Below are 16343 nucleotides of genomic sequence, written 5' to 3'. Positions count from 1 at the left end.
CATGTCGAACGATCGGAAACCGGGAGCAGGACAGACTTGTTCCCGACTCACCCCCGAGATCCTTTCCCATCCTCTCGCGGCCTTTGGACGATCTTGTGGCGAGGCGCGCGCGGGGGCTGACGGCGATCGCCGGCGCCGCGTGGGAGGATCGGAGGACCACGACTGTTCGACGAGGAGCTTGATGTGGCTGGCAACCTGACGCGCGACGAGGCCCGGGAACGTGCCCGGCTGCTGAACGTCGACTCCTACGCGGTGGAGCTCGACCTGACCACCGGTGACGAGACGTTCGACTGCGTGACGCTCATCCGGTTCACCTGCCACGAGCCGGGCGCCCACACGTTCGTGGAGTTCGCCGACGCCCAGGTGCGCGAGGTGACGCTGAACGGCGTCGCGCTCGACCCGGCCTCCTACGACCGCGCGACCGGCCGGCTCCCGGTGGGGCCGCTGGAGGAGACGAACGAGCTGCGCGTCGCCGGCGCGGCCTCCTACATGCGCACGGGCGAGGGCCTGCACCGGTTCGTGGACCCGGTCGACGGCGAGGTCTACCTGCACAGCCAGTTCGAGACCGCCGACGCCCACCGGATGTACCCCTGCTTCGACCAGCCCGACCTGAAGGCGGAGTTCGAGCTGACCGTGGTCGCCCCCGACCACTGGGAGGCGGTCTCCAACTCCGCTCCGGACGTCGAGCGCGAGCCGGTCCGCGAGGGCGTGGCGCGCTGGCACTTCCCGGCCACGCCGCGCATCTCCACCTACATCACCGCGCTGTGCGCCGGGCCGTACCACAAGGTGACCTCCGAGCACGACGGCATCCCGCTGGGCGTCTACTGCCGCAGGTCGCTGGCCGAGCACCTCGACGCCGACAACATCTTCGAGGTCACCCGCCAGGGCTTCGACTTCTTCCACCGGGTCTTCGGGCGGCGCTACCCGTTCGGGAAGTACGACCAGCTCTTCGTGCCGGAGTTCAACGCGGGCGCGATGGAGAACGCCGGGTGCGTGACGTTCCTGGAGGACTACGTCTTCCGCTCGCGCGTGACCGACGCCGTGGTGGAGCGCCGCGCGGAGACCATCCTGCACGAGATGGCCCACATGTGGTTCGGCGACCTGGTCACCATGCGCTGGTGGGACGACCTGTGGCTGAACGAGTCGTTCGCGACGTACATGTCCGTGCTGTGCCAGGCCGAGGCCACCCGCTGGGGCCAGGGCGCGTGGACCACCTTCGCCAACGTCGAGAAGGCCTGGGCCTACCGGCAGGACCAGCTCCCGTCCACCCACCCGATCGCCGCCGACATCCCCGACATCAAGGCGGTCGAGGTCAACTTCGACGGCATCACGTACGCCAAGGGCGCCTCCGTCCTGAAGCAGCTCGTCGCGTACGTCGGCCTGGAGAACTTCCTCGCCGGGGTCCGCGACTACTTCGACCGGCACGCCTGGCAGAACACCTCGCTCGGCGACCTGCTCACGGCGCTGGAGGAGACCTCCGGCCGCGACCTGTCGGCCTGGTCCAAGGAGTGGCTGGAGACCTCCTGGGTCAACACGCTGCGCCCGGACTTCGAGGTGGACGCCGAGGGGAACTTCACCTCGTTCGCGGTCCTGCAGGAGGCCCCGGCCGAGTACCCCACGCTCCGCTCGCACCGCGTCGCGATCGGCCTCTACGACCGCACCGACGCCGGCCTCGTGCGGCGCTCCCGCGTCGAGCTGGACGTCATCGGCGCGCGGACGAGCGTGGAGGAGCTGGCCGGCCAGCGGCAGCCGGACCTCGTGCTGATCAACGACGACGACCTCACCTACGCCAAGGTCCGGCTCGACGAGCGCTCGCTCCAGACGCTCGTCTCCGGCGGCATCGCCGAGTTCACCGAGTCGCTGCCGCGCGCGCTGTGCTGGTCGGCGGCCTGGGACATGGCCCGCGACGCCGAGATGGCCACCCGCGACTACGTCCGGCTCGTCACCTCGGGCATCGGCTCGGTCAAGGACATCACGGTGCTGCAGACCGTGCTGCGCCAGGCCCGCCTGGCCGTCCAGCAGTACGCCGACCCGGCCTGGCGGGAGACCGGCCTGGCCGAGCTGGCCACCGCGCTGCGCTCGCTGGTCGAGGAGGCCGAGCCCGGCTCCGACCACCAGCTCGCGTTCGTCAACGCCTTCGCGGCGGTCGCCTCCTCGGACGACGACCTGGCGTTCCTGGCGGGCCTGCTCGACGGCTCCCGGACGCTTCCGGGCCTGACCGTGGACGCCGACCTGCGCTGGACCCTCCTGCACGGGCTCGTGTCCGGCGGCAGGGCGGGTGAGGCCGAGATCGACGCCGAGCTGGAGCGCGACCGCACCGCCAGCGGCGAGCGGTCCGCCGCCTCCTGCCGCGCGGCGATCCCCACGGCCGAGGCCAAGGCCGAGACGTGGCGCAAGCTCACCACCAAGGGCGAGCTGACCGGCGCGACCTTCCGGTCCACGGTCGGCGGCTTCATGGACCCGGCCCACCGGGACCTGCTGGAGCCGTACGCCGCCAAGTTCTTCGAGACCGTCGGCGAGGTCTGGACCGGCTGGACCTCCGACACCGCGCAGAACTTCGCGGTCGGCCTCTACCCGGCGCTGCGCATCTCCACCGACACGATCGAGATGACCGAGTCGTACATCGCCCAGGCGGCCCCGTCCGCCGCGCTGCGCCGCCTGCTGCTGGAGGGCTCCGACGGCATCCGCCGGGCTCTGCGGGCGCAGGAGAAGGACCGCAGCGTCGCACTGTGAGCGGCCCGGTGAGCGACTTAGCCGGAGGTCCGGCGGGCGGCCGGGCGGACGGCCCCGGGTGCGGGGCCATCCTGGCCGCCCTCGCCCGCAGGTACGCTTTCGGGGACCTGGCCGAGCTCGTGGACGACGACCGGGTGCGGGCGCTGTGCGTGTTCGGGCAGCGCCTGCTCGACCTGGACGCCGAGGACTTCGGGGCCGCCGTGCCCCGGGCCTCGGCGGTCCCGCGCGACCTGGTGGCCCGCGCGGCGGCCTGCCACGTGCCGCAGACCGCCCGCGAGCGGCCCCGGGGCGCGCTCGCCTCCCTGCGGCCGGTCTACGCGCTGCTGCTGGAGGTGATCGAGGCGCGGTGGCGGCGGCGTGAGATGAGCGCGGTGATCTCCGCGCTGCACATCGCCGCCGAGTACCTCCCCCTGCTGGCCTGGGAGACCGTGCTCGGCCACGCGGGCGACCCGGCGCGCTGGCCGGCCGGGTTCGCCGGCCCGGGCAGCCGTTTCGGCGCCGTGGGCGACCGCGAGTGCGCCCACAACCGCAGCCAGCAGTCGGCGGCCGAGCGCACCCTGCGGGTCGCGGCCGAGCCCCCGCCGGGCTGGCGGGCCTACCTCGACCGGCAGCACAGCCACGTCGCGCACGCGCTCGCGGTCTGCGCGGGGGTGTGCCGCCGCCCCTGCGCGGCCGTGGCCTGGCTCGGCGACTCCCGCGCCTCGCTGGGCGAGCGGTGCCGGGTGGCCCTGTCCTTCGGCGACAGCGCGCTGGTACGGCTCCGCCACGCCGCCCCGGTCGGGCACGGCTTCGGCGTGCCCTCCCCGGAGGAGGTGCTGGAGGCCTGGGCCCACACCCGCGAGGTCCTGTCCCGCACCCGCGTCGGCCGGGCCGCCGCGACCGAGGACTCCTACCCGCTGCCCGGGCTGCCCGCGCTGGTCTCCGCCGTGGCGGCGACCCCGATCGTGCCCTCCACGCTCCTGGCCGACGTCGCCGGCCACATCGCCGCGGCCCTGCCCGCCTAGCTCACCGCGCGGCCGGCCCGCCCCGGCGTACGGCGCCGCGGCGGGCGCCGTGCCGTACGGGCTATTCGGCGGGGCGGGGGGCGGTGAGGCCGCCGTGGTCGCGGAGGGGGACCTCGCGCAGGAGGAGGGCCAGGGCGAAGGAGACCAGCAGGGGCGGGACGGCCCACAGGTAGACCGTGGTGAGGGAGTCGGCCAGCGCCGAGAGGACGCCGTCGCGCAGCGGGGCGGGGAGCCCGTCGATCGCCTCGCGGGTCAGCCGGCCCCCCGACGGCACCGCGCCGGCGGCGGACCCGGGGATCCGTTCGGCGAGGTCGGCCGCGAGCCGGTTGTTGAAGATCGCGCCGAAGACGGCGACGCCGACGGACGCGCCGAGGAAGCGCGTGAAGGTCACCGTGGAGGTCGCCACGCCCAGGTCCCGCAGCGGCGCGGTGTTCTGCACGGCGAGCACGGTGACCTGCATGACCAGGCCGATGCCGACGCCGAGCACCACCATGTAGAGGCCGGAGACGAGCTTGGTCGTGCCCACGTCCATGGTGCCCAGCAGCGCCATGCCGCCGCTCGCGATCGCGGTGCCGAGGACCGGGAAGACCTTGTAGCGGCCGGTGCGGGTGATGAGCCGGCCCGACCCCATCGAGGCGGTCAGCACGCCGGCCATGAACGGCAGCAGCAGCAGGCCCGAGTTGGTGGCGCTGGCGCCCGAGACGAGCTGCAGGAACACCGGGATGAACGAGATCCCGCCGAACATCGCGAAGCCGGTCACGAAGCTGATCCCGGACGACAGCGAGAACGTGCGGTCGCGGAACAGCCGCAGCGGCAGCAGCGGCTCGGCGGCGCGCAGCTCGACGGCCGCGAAGGCGGCGCCCAGGACGACCGCGGCGACCGAGAGCCAGATGATCGTGGGGGAGCCCCACGGGTGGTCGGGGGTGCCGCCCCAGCTCGTGACGAGCACGACGCAGGTGATCGAACCGCTGAGCAGGACCGCGCCGGGCCAGTCGATCCGGACCGCGGCGCGGGGGCGCTTGGGCAGCCTCAGCGCGACCACCACGACGGCGAGCGCGGCCAGGCCGAGCGGCAGGTTGATCCAGAAGATCCACTTCCACGAGGCGTGGTCGGTGAGGAAGCCGCCGATGAGCGGCCCGGCGATGGACGAGATCGCGAAGACGGCCCCGAAGTAGCCCTGGTAGCGGCCCCGGTCGCGGGGGCTGACCACGTCGGCGACGATCGTCATGGCGACGACCATGAGCCCGCCGCCGCCCAGTCCCTGGACGGCGCGGAACGCGATGAGCTGGGTCATGTTCGCGGCGAACCCGCACAGCACCGAGCCGAGCAGGAACAGCGCGATCACGAAGATGTAGACCGGCCGCCGTCCGAGCAGGTCGCCCAGCTTGCCGTAGATCGGTGTGACGACGGTCGAGGCCAGCAGGTAGGCGGTGACGACCCAGGAGATCTGGTCGAGGCCGCCGAGGTCGCCGACGATCTTGACCAGGGCCGTGGAGACGATGGTCTGGTCGAGCGCGGCGAGCAGCATGCCCAGGAGCAGGCCGGACAGGATGACGAGCACCTGGCGGTGGCTCAGCTCCTCCTCTCTGGCCGGTGGAGCCTCGGCGGCGGTCGGCGGCTGGGTCACGGGTCCCCCTCAGGGCGGAGCGGCGCGATTTTTACCTGTATCTTACATATGTATTGCACACATATCGACTGGTAGGCTGGCCCCATGCAGGACGAGAACCGGATCGCCGCCCAGATCGACGCGGCGCTGTTCCGGTTGCGCAGGATGTGGGCCAAGCCCACCAGGGCCAGGGCCGGGGACGCGCAGCGCCCGGTCCACCTCTCGCACATCACCGTGACGTACGCCGTGCGGGCGCTGGCCGAGACGTCGCCGGAGGAGATCACGGTCGGGGCGGTGGCCGAGCGGCTGGACGTGGACCCCTCGACCGCCAGCCGGCTCGTGCACGAGGCCATCGCCGCCGGCTTCGTCGAGCGCGAGCCCTCGCGGGTGGACGCCCGCCGGGTGCGCCTGGTGGAGACCGAGCTGGGCGCCAAGGTGATCGAACGCCTGGTCAAGCTGCGCCGTGAGCACCTTCAGCGGCTGATGGCCGACTGGGACGAGGGGGAGCGGGCGGAGTTCGCGCGCCTGTTCGCCCGGTTCGCGGACGCGAGCGCGAAGAACCCGCCCGACTACACCAAGATCGGGAAGGTCGTCGACGAGGTGACGCGGGAGCACCGCGCGGCGGAGGGCCGCGCCGCGGAGGAGCGCGCGGGGGAGGACCGCGCCGGGGAGGGCACGGCCTAGTCGCCGGTCCTGCCGTCGATGCGCTCGCGCAGGAAGTCGGCGTGCCCGTTGTGCCGGGCGTACTCCTCGATCATGTGGATCATGATCCAGCGCAGGTCCACGGACTCTCCGCGCACGACGCCCGTCTCGTCCAGGGACTTGGCGGCGGCCTCGATCTCACGGGACCTGTCGCACGCCTCCCGCCACCGCGTGAACGCCTCCACCACGTCGGCGCCGTCCACGTCGTCGAACTCGCCGTCGGGGTTGCCGTCCGAGATGTAGGGCAGCGGCACGTCCCCGCCGGCGAACCTGTTCTGGAACCAGCTCGTCTCCACGAGCGCCATGTGCCGCACGAGGCCGAGCAGGGACAGCGAGGACGGCTCGACCGCGCGGAGGCGGAGCTGCTCGTCGGTCAGCCCCTCGCACTTGCGCGCCAGCACGGCGCGGTGGTAGTCGAGCCACTGGCGCAGCGCCGTGCGCTCGCCGGCGACGAACTGTGGATCGTTGATCTCGGTGGTCATCTGCCCCATCCTGCCCGCTCCGCCCCGGTCGTGCCAGTGAGCCGCCCGCCCGTGCGGCGAGCCCGTCCTGCCCGTACGGCGCGACGCCCGGCCGTACGGCGCGACGCCCGGCCGTACGGCGCGACGCCCGGCCGTACGGCGCGACGCCCGGCGCGGATCGGGTGCCGGGGCGGACGCGGCCGGGCACGGGCACGGCAAGGGGGCGGAACGCCGCGGATCGGGTGCCGGGGCGGACGCGCAGGGCGGCCGGTTCGCGGCCGGGCGCGGGACGGCCCTGGCCGATCGGCGGGGCGGGCCGCACAATCGGGGAGTGGCGGACCTCGACGGGATCGACCTGGCGGACCTCGCGTTCTGGCGGCGGCCCCCACACGAGCGGCTGGAGGCGTTCCGGGCGCTGCGCGACCTGGACCGGCCCGTCTTCTTCCCCGAGCGCCGGGTGCCGTTCCTGCGGCCGGGGAGGGGCTTCCACGCGCTCGTCCGGCACGCGGACGTGGTGGAGGCGAGCCGCGACGCCGCCTCGTTCAGCAGCGAGCCCGCCGTGACCAGCCCCGAGCCGCCGCCCTGGACCCGCCGGGTCTTCGGCGACTCGATGGTCAACCTGGACGATCCGCGGCACGCCCGGCTGCGCCGAATCGTCTCCCGCGCGTTCAGCCCGAAAACGCTCGCCCGGCTCGACGCGCACCTCGCCGAAACCGCCGCCGCGATCGTGGACGAGGTCCGCGCGGCCGGGCCTGGCGATTTCGTCTCCCAGGTCGCCGCGCGTTTCCCGATTCAGGTGATCTGTCATCTCATGGGAATTCCGGAGCGCGAGCGCCCGCGCGTTCACGCGCACGCCGACGCGTCCACCGAATACACCGGCGTCCGCGCCGACCTGGTCCGCGCCGTGCGCCTGGCGGCCCGCAACGCGCGCGCCCTCCTCGCACTTCAGCGCATGGTCGCGCGCCTGGGGGAGGAGCGGCGGGATAGGCCCGGGGACGATCTCGTCTCGGCGCTGGTGAACGCGGACGTGGACGGCGAACGGCTCTCCGGGAGGGAACTCGGCTCGTTCTTCACCCTCCTGCTGGTCGCCGGGAACGAGACGACGCGGAACGCGCTGGCGCACGCCCTGAAACTGTTCACCGACCACCCGGAGCAGCGCGAGCTGCTGCTGTCCGACTTCGACGCGAGAATCGGCCCGGCGGTCGAGGAGATCGTCCGGTTCTCGTCCCCGGTCATGCAGTTCCGCCGGCGCGTCACCCGCGATCTGGAACTGCGCGGCCACCCTTTGCGCGCCGGGGACCGGGTTTCCCTGCTCTACGTCTCGGCCAACCGGGACGAGTCGGTGTTCGCCGATCCGGACGTTTTCGACATCACGCGGCGGCCCAATCCGCACGTGGGCTTCGGCGGTCCCAGCCCCCACCACTGCCTGGGCGCTCACCTGGCGAGGCGGGAAATGGCCGTCATGCTCCGCGAGTTGTTCACGCGCCTTCCCGGTATCCGGGCGACCGCCGAACCCGAGCCGTTGATCTCCAATTTCGACAACGGCGTATGGCGCCAGCCGTACACGTTCCGTGGCTGACGGAAACGCAGAGTGGCGACACGCCCTAGGTCTGGGGGTGGGTTGCGTTCTGGCGCACTAGATGTAGTGTTCTCCGCGTCGTTGGTTCGCTCCTCCGCCAGAGGGGCGAGGCAAGAGGGAACCCGGTGCGAATCCGGGACTGCCCCGCAGCGGTGAGCGGGAACGACCGCCGTCATCGAGCACTGGGCGACGACGCGCGCCTCCGGGCGGGCGCGAGCCTGGGAAGCGACGGCCAGTAGGGGACGGGTGCGCGCGAGCCTGCGCGGACTCCGTCGCGCCCGCGAGTCCGAAGACCTGCCTGCGACGAATGCGTGTCCAGGGCTTCGAGGGAGGGTTCGCGGGCGGGCGTCAGCATGCGCTGATTCCCCCGCGGCCCGTGATGACGTGGGGAGTAGCACATGACCGACCGCCGCCTGATGATCGAGAACGCCGCCGCCGGGGTGTTCGCCGACCCGGAGAACTCCAAGGTCGCCGCGCGCCTGCTGGCCGAGGAGATCGCCGAGGAGGCCGCGGGGCAGGGCGTCGAGCGGTTCTCGGACTCGGTGCGGATCGCGCACGAGCAGGGCCTGCTCGCCGACCGCACGGCCGAGTTCGTGGCCGAGCACGCCGGGACGCTCGACGCGATGATCGACGACGCGGCCGACGACCGGTTCGAGTACTTCGGCCTGCGCACGGTCTACGACCGGTACCTGCTGCGCCACCCGGTCACCCGCAAGGTCCTGGAACGGCCCCAGCACTTCCTGCTCCGCGTCGCCTGCGGCCTGTCGGAGAGCCCCGCGGAGGCCGCCGAGCTGTACGCGCTCATGTCCGGCCTGGCGTACCTGCCCAGCTCGCCCACGCTCTTCAACGCCGGCGCGGTCCGGCCCCAGCTCTCCTCCTGCTTCCTGCTCGACTCGCCCCGCGACGAGCTGGAGGGCATCTACGAGCGGTACGGCCAGGTGGCCCGCCTCAGCAAGTACGCCGGGGGCATCGGGATCTCCTGGACCCGTGTGCGCAGCCGCGGCAGCCTCATCCGGGGCACCAACGGCCACTCCAACGGCATCGTGCCCTGGCTGCGCACCCTGGACGCGAGCGTGGCCGCGGTGAACCAGGGCGGGCGGCGCAAGGGCGCGGCCTGCGTCTACCTGGAGCCCTGGCACGCCGACGTCGAGGAGTTCCTGGAGCTGCGCGACAACACCGGCGAGGAGGCCCGCCGGACCCACAACCTGAACCTCGCCAACTGGATCCCCGACGAGTTCATGCGCCGGGTCGAGGCCGACGAGGACTGGTCCCTGTTCGACCCCAAGGTGACGCCCGAGCTGACGGACCTGTGGGGCGAGGAGTTCACCGAGGCGTACCGCCGCGCGGAGAAGGACGGGCTGGCCGTCCGCACCGTGCCGGCCCGGCAGCTCTACGGGCGCATGATGCGCACGCTCGCGCAGACCGGCAACGGCTGGATGACCTTCAAGGACGCCGCCAACCGCACCTCCAACCAGACGGCGCGGCCGGAGAACGTGATCCACCTGTCCAACCTGTGCACCGAGATCCTGGAGGTCACCAGCGACGGCGAGACCGCCGTGTGCAACCTCGGCTCGGTCAACCTGGCCGCCCACCTGGGCCCGGGCGGGGTGGACTTCGCCCGGCTGCGCGCGACCGTCCGCACGGCGGTGCGGTTCCTGGACCGCACGATCGACCTGGGGATGTACCCGACGCCGGAGGCCGCCGCGGCGAACACCCGGTGGCGGCCGGTCGGGCTCGGCGTGATGGGCCTGGCGGACGTGTTCTTCGCGCTCCGGCTGCCGTTCGACTCGCCCGAGGCCCTGACGCTGTCCACGCGGATCGCCGAGGAGATCGCGCTCGCCGCGTTCACCGAGTCGGCCGACCTGGCCGAGCGGTTCGGCGCCCACCCGTCGTACGACCAGACGCGGGCCGCGGACGGGGTGCTGCACGTCGACCACTACGACTCGGCCGGCCAGGGCCCCGAGTGGGACGCGCTGCGGGCGAGGATCGCGCGGACGGGGCTGCGGAACTCGCTGATCGTGGCGATCGCCCCCACCGCGACCATCGCCTCGATCGCCGGCTGCTACGAGTGCATCGAGCCGCAGGTGTCCAACCTGTTCAAGCGCGAGACCCTGTCCGGGGAGTTCCTCCAGGTCAACCGCTACCTCGTGCGCGACCTGCGCGAGCGCGGCCTGTGGACCCCGGAGATCCGGGACGAGATCAAGCGCGGCGAGGGCTCGATCCAGCACATCGCGGCGATCCCCGCGGAGCTGAAGACGCTCTACCGGACGGCGTGGGAGCTGCCGCAGAAGGCGCTGATCGACCTGGCCGCCGCGCGCCAGCCGTACGTCGACCAGGGGCAGTCGCTCAACCTGTTCATGGCCACGCCGACCATCGGCAAGCTCTCCTCGATGTACGCCTACGCCTGGAAGGCCGGCCTCAAGACCACCTACTACCTGAGGTCCCGCCCGGCCACCCGCATCGCCCAGACCACCGTGGCCGCAGCCGCCCCCGCCGTACGGCCGGAGCCGGCGGCCCAGGCGGCGCAGTCCCCGCGAGCTGCGGAGTCCCCGGAGTTCACCGTCACCGACGCCGTGGCGTGCTCCCTGGAGAACCCCGAGATCTGCGAAGCCTGCCAGTAGGCCGGCGGACCTGGCGCCGCCCGTCCCTCCGCGCGCATTCCCCGGGCGCACGGCGGGGCGGGCGGGCGCCCCTCTCCCTCTCTTCCCCTCCGCCCCGGCCCCGGGGCCCTCTCCCCGCCCCCGCCAGGCGTGTCGCGCACACCCGTGCCCGAAACCGCCTGATCACGGCGAGGGGGCGCGCCCGGAGCGGCCTGGGGGTTCCCGTGACCACGAAAGGACATCGATCTTGCTGCTCGACCCCGGAATGAACCTGACGCTGCGCCCGATGCGGTACCCCGACTTCTACGAGCGGTACCGGGCCGCGATCCGGAACACCTGGACGGTGGAGGAGGTGGACCTGCACTCGGACCTGGCGGACCTGACGGCGATGACCGACCAGGAGCGGCACCTGATCAACCGGCTCGTGGCGTTCTTCGCCACCGGCGACTCGATCGTGGCCAACAATCTGGTGCTCAACCTCTACAAGCACGTCAACGCCCCCGAGGCGCGGCTGTACCTGAGCCGGCAGCTCTTCGAGGAGGCCGTCCACGTGCAGTTCTACCTGACGCTGCTGGACACCTACCTGCCCGACCACGACGAGCGGGCCAAGGCGTTCGCGGCGGTCGAGCACATCCCCTCCATCCGGGACAAGGCCGAGTTCTGCTTCCGCTGGATCGACTCGCTCGGCGACCTGGACGAGCTGCGCACGCGCGAGGACCGCAAGGCGTTCCTGCTCAACCTGATCTGCTTCGCCGCCTGCATCGAGGGGCTGTTCTTCTACGGCGCGTTCGCCTACGTGTACTGGCTGCGCTCGCGCGGGCTGCTCGACGGCCTCGCCACGGGGACCAACTGGGTCTTCCGCGACGAATCCATGCACATGGAGTTCGCGTTCAGTGTGGTGGATGTCGCACGCGCGGAGGAACCATCTCTTTTCGATGACGAAATGGCCACGCGCGTGACCCGCATGATGGAGGAGGCGGTCGCGGCCGAGCTGGCGTTCGCCCATGACCTCTGTGGCGACGGGCTGCCGGGAATGAGCGCCCAGGACATGCGCCTCTACCTTGAGTACGTCGCTGACCAGCGGCTTCGCCGTCTCGGCCTGCCGATCAGGTACGGCTCGGCCAATCCGTTCCCGTTCATGGAACTGCAAGATGTCCAGGAACTGGCGAACTTCTTCGAACGACGGGTATCGGCCTATCAGGTGGCGGTCGAGGGAAACGTGGCTTTCGACGAAACGTTCTGACGCCGCGCGCCGTTGGTCATCGTGGCGGTGGACATGCCAGTATCACGCTGGCGATGAGGGTGAAACGAGAGAACGAGGAGACGGCTGAGGGCGGCCCGGACGAGCGGGCCGTCCTCGTCGTCGAGCCCTCGCTCCCGCGCCGGCTGCGCCGCCCCTCCGACGCGCTGCGCTTCCTGCTCAGCGTGCTCGGGCTCGTCCTGGTGCTCCTGCTGGCCTGGATCGCCGGCAACACCTTCTCCGGGCTGCAGAGTGACGTCGTGACGGGTGTGAAGGAGGGGCAGAACGCCGCCCCGCCCGCGCTCATCGACATGCTCAGCTTCGTCTCGGGCATCGCGCTGCTCGTGGTGCCGATCGCGTTCGCGGTCGAGCGCATGCTGCAACGCGACGGATTACGCCTCACCGGCGGCATCCTGGCCGCGATGGCCGGGCTCCTGCTGTCGTACGCCGCGGACGAGTGGCTCGCCTCGTCCACCGCGAACAGCCTGCAGCGGCTGCTGACCCAGCCGGTCCCCGGCGGGTTCTCCGAGCCGATCAACAGCTTCCTGGCCTCGATCATCGCCTACGTGACCGCGGTGCGCATGCACCGCAGACCGCGCTGGCAGATCGTGATGTGGGCGGCCATCGGCTTCGTCGCCCTCACCCAGCTCGCCGCCGGGCGCGCCACGCTCGTCGCCCTCATCGCCACCTACGTCTTCGCCCGCGCCGTCGGCTACGCCGTCCTGTACGCCGTGGGCAGCCCCAACACCCGGCCCCCGGGCAGCGCGGTCATGGCCGCCCTCAAGCGCGTCGGCGTGCACGCCGTGGGCGCGCGGCGGGTCGAGGACGGGCCCGACGGGACCCGGCGCTACGCCGTACGGCTGGACGACGGGCGGTTCGCCGACGTCGAGGTGCTGGACCGCGACCAGCAGGTGGCCGGGCTGCTCTACCGGCTGTGGCGGCGCATCCGGCTCAACGCGGAGACCCAGCGGCGGACCGTGCGCTCCCTGCGGCGCGAGCTGGAGCGCGAGGCGCTGATGGCGTACGCCGCGGTGGCCGCCGGGGTGCGCACGCCGCGCCTGCTCGCCACCACCGAGGTGGGCACCGACGCCGCCGTGCTGGCGTACGAGCACGTCGGGGGGACGCCGCTGAGCGAGATCCCCGACGAGGAGATCAGCGACGACCTGCAGCGCCGCATCTGGACGGAGGTCCAGCGGCTCCAGGCGCCCCGGCTGGCGCACCGCAGGCTGGTCGCCGAGAGCATCCTCGTCGAGGGGTACGGCGGCGCCCGCGGCGCGCACCGGCCCGGCGTGCCGGCGGTCTCGGAGGGGCTCCGGCCGGGCGCCCCGGAGGGCGCGGGCGCCGTGAACGCCGTGAACGGGGACGGCTCGGCGCTGTCCGTGAGCGGCCCCGTGGCGAGCGCGCGCGACGCGGGGGACGCGGGGGACGCGGAGGGCCCGCCGGACGGGAGCCGGGTCTGCCTGGTGGACCTGCGGGCGGGGGAGATCGCGGCGGGGGACCTGCTGCTGCTCATCGACATCGCGCAGCTCCTCACCGAGCTGGCGCTGCGGGTCGGGCCCGAGCGGGCGGTGCGCGCGGCGGCCGACGTGCTCGGCCCGGACACCCTCGCGGCCGCCGTGCCGCTGCTCCAGTCGATCGCCCTCGCCCGCACGACCCGCGCGGGGCTGCGCAAGAACAAGGACCTGCTCTCCCGCATCCGGGAGCAGATCCTCGCGCTGCGCCCGGCCACCGAGCGCACGCCCGAGCAGCCGGTGCGCCTGGAGCGGTTCCGCCCGCGCACGCTGATCAGCATCATCGCCGGAGCCTTCGGCGCGTACGTCCTGCTGTCGCAGCTCAGCCACGTGAACCTGGGGAGCACGCTCGCCGCCGCCAACTGGTGGTGGACCGCCATCGCGCTCGTCGCCGCCGTGGTGAGCTACGTGGCCGCCGCGTTCATGCTGCGCGGGTTCGTGCCGGAGCGGCTGCCGCTGGGCCGTACGGTGATGGCGCAGCTCGCCGGGTCGTTCGTGAAGCTGGTCGCGCCGGCGGCGGTGGGCCTGGTGGCGATCAACACGCGGTTCCTGATGCGCGCGGGGGTGCCGTCCGGGCTCGCCGTGACCAGCGTGGGGGCCTCCCAGCTCACCGGGCTCGCGTTCCACATCCTGCTGCTGTTCGGGTTCGGCTACATCACCGGGACGGCCAGCAGGGAGTCGTCCCTGCCGACCCGGCCCTTGATCGCGGGCCTGCTGATCGCGGCGGTGCTGGTGCTCGTGGTGGTGGTCGTGCCGCCGCTGCGCCGGTTCGTCGCCAAGCGGCTGACCTCGATGTTCTCCGGGGTCGTGCCCCGGCTGCTGGACGTGCTCCAGTCCCCGGCCAAGATCGCCGAGGGGTTCGGCGGGACGCTGCTGCTCACCGTGGCCTTCGTGATCTGCCTGGACGCCTGCGTGCGGGCGTTCGGCGGCGATCCGGACTTCGCGGCCGTGGCCGTCGTCTTCCTCACGGGCAACGCCCTGGGCTCGGCCGCCCCCACCCCCGGCGGCCTGGGCGCGGTCGAGTTCGCGCTGGTCGGCGGCCTGCAGCTCGCCGGGGTCAGTCCGGGCGTGGCCACCTCGGCCGTCCTGCTGTACCGCCTCCTGACGTTCTGGCTGCCCGTCCTGCCGGGCTGGGCCTGCTTCACCTGGCTCCAGCGCCGCGAGGCCATCTGAGGGCCCGGTCCACGCCACCTCCCACGCCCCGGCGCCGGGGTTGAGCTGCCCGTATGCGGGTAGGGCGCGCTCCTGAGGGGGGAGTGACCATGGATCTTCGTTTTCTCGCGCCGATCTACGAGCGGCCCGCGCCCTACGTCTCGGTCTACCTCGACACCGGACGGGCGACCGCGCGCGCGATCCAGGAGGTTCCGCTGCGGTGGCGGGCCGCCAAGGAGGAGCTCGCACGGCAGGGCGTGGACGGCCCGCTGCTCGGCACGATGGAGGAGATCGTCACCGATCCCGGGGAGGCGGCCCCCGGCCGCGCGCTGTTCGCGGCGGACGGGAAGGTCGTCTACAGCGAGGCCCTGCCCGCGCCCCCCGTCCGCCCGATCGAGCACGTCGGCCGCGCGCCCCGGGTGATGCCGCTGCTCATGGAGCGCCGCGAGCGGCTGCCCCACGTGCGCGTGCTGGTGGACCGCGAGGGGGCCGACATCGCCGCGACCGGCCGGAACCCGCTGACGGTGGACGGGCAGAAGTGGCCGGTGCACCAGTCGGGCCAGGGCGGCTGGTCGCAGTCGGCCTACGGCCGCAGCACGGAGAACACCTGGGCCAACAACGCCGAACTGGCCGCGCACACGGCCGAGCGGGAGGCGGAGAAGGCCGGCGCGGAGCTGATCGTGCTCGGCGGCGACGTGCAGGCCCGCCGCATGGTGCTGGAGGGCCTGGGGCCCAAGTGGTTCGACCGCACGGTCGAGGTCTACGAGGGCAGCCGCGCCGCCGGGGCCGACCTGTCGGTGTGGGAGAACGCCGTGGAGGAGACGGTCCGCGCCTGGGCCGAGCGGCGCCTGCGCGAACGCCTGGACGGGTTCGGCAAGCACCCGGTGGAGGGCTTCCAGCCGGTCGCCGCCGCCCTCCAGCGCGGCCAGGTGGACACGCTCCTGGTGAACGGCGAGCCCGAGGGCGAACTGTGGATCGGCGACGAGGGCCAGATGATCGCCGCGACCGAGGAGGAGGCCCGCACGCTGGGCTTCACGAACCCGCAGGCGGTCCCCGCGGGCGACGCCCTGGTCCGCGCCGTGGTGGCCTCGGACGCCTCCCTGGAGTTCGTCCCGGAGTCCGAGCGGCGCTTCCGCGACGGCGTCGGCGTCTTCCTCCGCTTCGTCATCCACGCCGCCCAGTGACCTGACGCCCGGTGACCTGACGCCCAGTGACCTGACGCGCGCCCGACATGGCGAGGAGGCCCGGCGGATCGCCGGGCCTCCTCGGTGTTCGCCGGGTCGGCGGGGTCAGGTCCGGCGCTTCTCCTGGTGGATGCCCAGGGCGTCGGCGACCTCGCTGATCTGGTGGTAGGTGCCGTCGGGGAGCTTGCGCACGGCGGCGGCGATGTTGTCGGGGGCGTTGTGCTCCTCCAGATGGCGCAGCAGGCCCTCCTTGTCGGCGGGGAAGTCCGCGCGGCCGAGGTACCGGGCCACGTTGCTGCGGCGCTCCACGTCGTCGCGGCTCATCCCCGGAGGCGAGCCGGGCTCGTGGCCCGGCGGGCGGTTGGGGGCGCCGAAGCCGCGTTCACCGGAGTCGTCCATGGGCTCCGGATCCTTCCACTCCTCGGCGTGGGTGCTGTGACCGCCGCGGACGAGTCCCTCGGTGTCCTGCTTCATGTTGTCGTCCAGGCGAGGGCCGTGCTTGCCGTTCCCACGATCCATGTTGCATCCCTCCTCATCAGGAACTCGCGTACCCCACCTGACCGGGACAAAC

11 protein-coding genes and 1 riboswitch are annotated in these 16343 nt (G+C 72.8%); of the genes, 8 read left to right on the top strand and 3 right to left on the bottom strand.

The window, feature by feature from the left end:
* Positions 1-183: 183 nt before the first annotated feature.
* Entirely contained in the window at positions 184-2733 is a 2550-nt protein-coding gene (gene pepN, locus D5H75_RS34735; RefSeq protein ID WP_119930841.1) for an aminopeptidase N, read from the top strand.
* 8 nt (positions 2734-2741) lie between these two features.
* A complete protein-coding gene (locus D5H75_RS34730) occupies positions 2742-3737 on the top strand; it encodes a hypothetical protein (protein ID WP_242454685.1) in 996 nt (331 codons plus the stop codon).
* Between the two features lie 61 nt (positions 3738-3798).
* On the opposite strand, the gene D5H75_RS34725 is transcribed toward D5H75_RS34730, so the two are convergent.
* Positions 3799-5364, bottom strand: coding sequence for an MDR family MFS transporter (locus D5H75_RS34725; RefSeq protein WP_119930840.1), 1566 nt, complete (start codon positions 5362-5364; stop codon positions 3799-3801).
* 84 nt (positions 5365-5448) lie between these two features.
* On the opposite strand from D5H75_RS34725, the gene D5H75_RS34720 reads away from it, so the two are divergent.
* Positions 5449-6027 (top strand): MarR family winged helix-turn-helix transcriptional regulator, encoded by a 579-nt coding sequence (locus tag D5H75_RS34720; RefSeq protein WP_119930839.1) that lies wholly within the window; start codon positions 5449-5451, stop codon positions 6025-6027.
* Here the strand turns inward: D5H75_RS34720 and D5H75_RS34715 are convergent.
* The gene (locus tag D5H75_RS34715; RefSeq protein WP_119930838.1) at positions 6024-6527 is read right to left on the bottom strand and encodes a DinB family protein; all 504 of its coding nucleotides are present in this window, start codon (positions 6525-6527) and stop codon (positions 6024-6026) included. The two genes, D5H75_RS34720 and D5H75_RS34715, sit on opposite strands and share 4 nt — an antisense overlap.
* A gap of 310 nt (positions 6528-6837) precedes the next feature.
* Here D5H75_RS34715 and D5H75_RS34710 point away from each other — a divergent pair, with 310 nt between their 5' ends.
* From D5H75_RS34710 to D5H75_RS34690, 5 genes are all read left to right on the top strand, one after another.
* Positions 6838-8085 carry a cytochrome P450 gene (locus D5H75_RS34710; RefSeq protein ID WP_119930837.1) on the top strand — a complete coding sequence of 416 codons (1248 nt, stop codon included), beginning with the start codon at positions 6838-6840 and terminating at the stop codon, positions 8083-8085.
* A 65-nt stretch (positions 8086-8150) separates the two neighbouring features.
* A riboswitch (cobalamin riboswitch) is annotated at positions 8151-8401 on the top strand.
* 82 nt (positions 8402-8483) lie between these two features.
* A complete protein-coding gene (locus D5H75_RS34705; protein WP_119930836.1) occupies positions 8484-10706 on the top strand; it encodes a ribonucleoside-diphosphate reductase subunit alpha in 2223 nt (740 codons plus the stop codon).
* A 226-nt stretch (positions 10707-10932) separates the two neighbouring features.
* Positions 10933-11928: a ribonucleotide-diphosphate reductase subunit beta gene (locus tag D5H75_RS34700; protein ID WP_119930835.1), complete on the top strand. Its 996-nt coding sequence runs from the start codon at positions 10933-10935 to the stop codon at positions 11926-11928.
* 53 nt (positions 11929-11981) lie between these two features.
* Positions 11982-14609 carry a lysylphosphatidylglycerol synthase transmembrane domain-containing protein gene (locus tag D5H75_RS34695; RefSeq protein WP_242454684.1) on the top strand — a complete coding sequence of 876 codons (2628 nt, stop codon included), beginning with the start codon at positions 11982-11984 and terminating at the stop codon, positions 14607-14609.
* Between the two features lie 89 nt (positions 14610-14698).
* Positions 14699-15772, top strand: coding sequence for a baeRF2 domain-containing protein (locus D5H75_RS34690; RefSeq protein ID WP_119930834.1), 1074 nt, complete (start codon positions 14699-14701; stop codon positions 15770-15772).
* A gap of 105 nt (positions 15773-15877) precedes the next feature.
* Here D5H75_RS34690 and D5H75_RS34685 read toward each other — a convergent pair whose 3' ends face one another.
* Positions 15878-16291 carry a DUF2795 domain-containing protein gene (locus D5H75_RS34685; RefSeq protein ID WP_119930833.1) on the bottom strand — a complete coding sequence of 138 codons (414 nt, stop codon included), beginning with the start codon at positions 16289-16291 and terminating at the stop codon, positions 15878-15880.
* Positions 16292-16343: the final 52 nt, after the last annotated feature.

The sequence above is a fragment of the Bailinhaonella thermotolerans genome, from assembly GCF_003594875.1.
In the GTDB taxonomy this organism is placed as follows: Bacteria; Actinomycetota; Actinomycetes; order Streptosporangiales; family Streptosporangiaceae; genus Bailinhaonella; species Bailinhaonella thermotolerans.
Note: the sequence above shows the minus strand (reverse complement) of the source record. Positions and strands in the feature narration are given on the sequence as shown.

Excerpts from the sequence above, each read along its gene's own strand:
- D5H75_RS34720 (WP_119930839.1), top strand. The coding sequence starts at position 5,449 with ATGCAGGACGAGAACCGGATCGCCGCCCAGATCGACGCGGCGCTGTTC.
- D5H75_RS34715 (WP_119930838.1), bottom strand. The coding sequence starts at position 6,527 with ATGACCACCGAGATCAACGATCCACAGTTCGTCGCCGGCGAGCGCACG.
- D5H75_RS34705 (WP_119930836.1), top strand. The coding sequence starts at position 8,484 with ATGACCGACCGCCGCCTGATGATCGAGAACGCCGCCGCCGGGGTGTTC.
- D5H75_RS34695 (WP_242454684.1), top strand. The coding sequence starts at position 11,982 with ATGAGGGTGAAACGAGAGAACGAGGAGACGGCTGAGGGCGGCCCGGAC.
- D5H75_RS34690 (WP_119930834.1), top strand. The coding sequence starts at position 14,699 with ATGGATCTTCGTTTTCTCGCGCCGATCTACGAGCGGCCCGCGCCCTAC.
- D5H75_RS34685 (WP_119930833.1), bottom strand. The coding sequence starts at position 16,291 with ATGGATCGTGGGAACGGCAAGCACGGCCCTCGCCTGGACGACAACATG.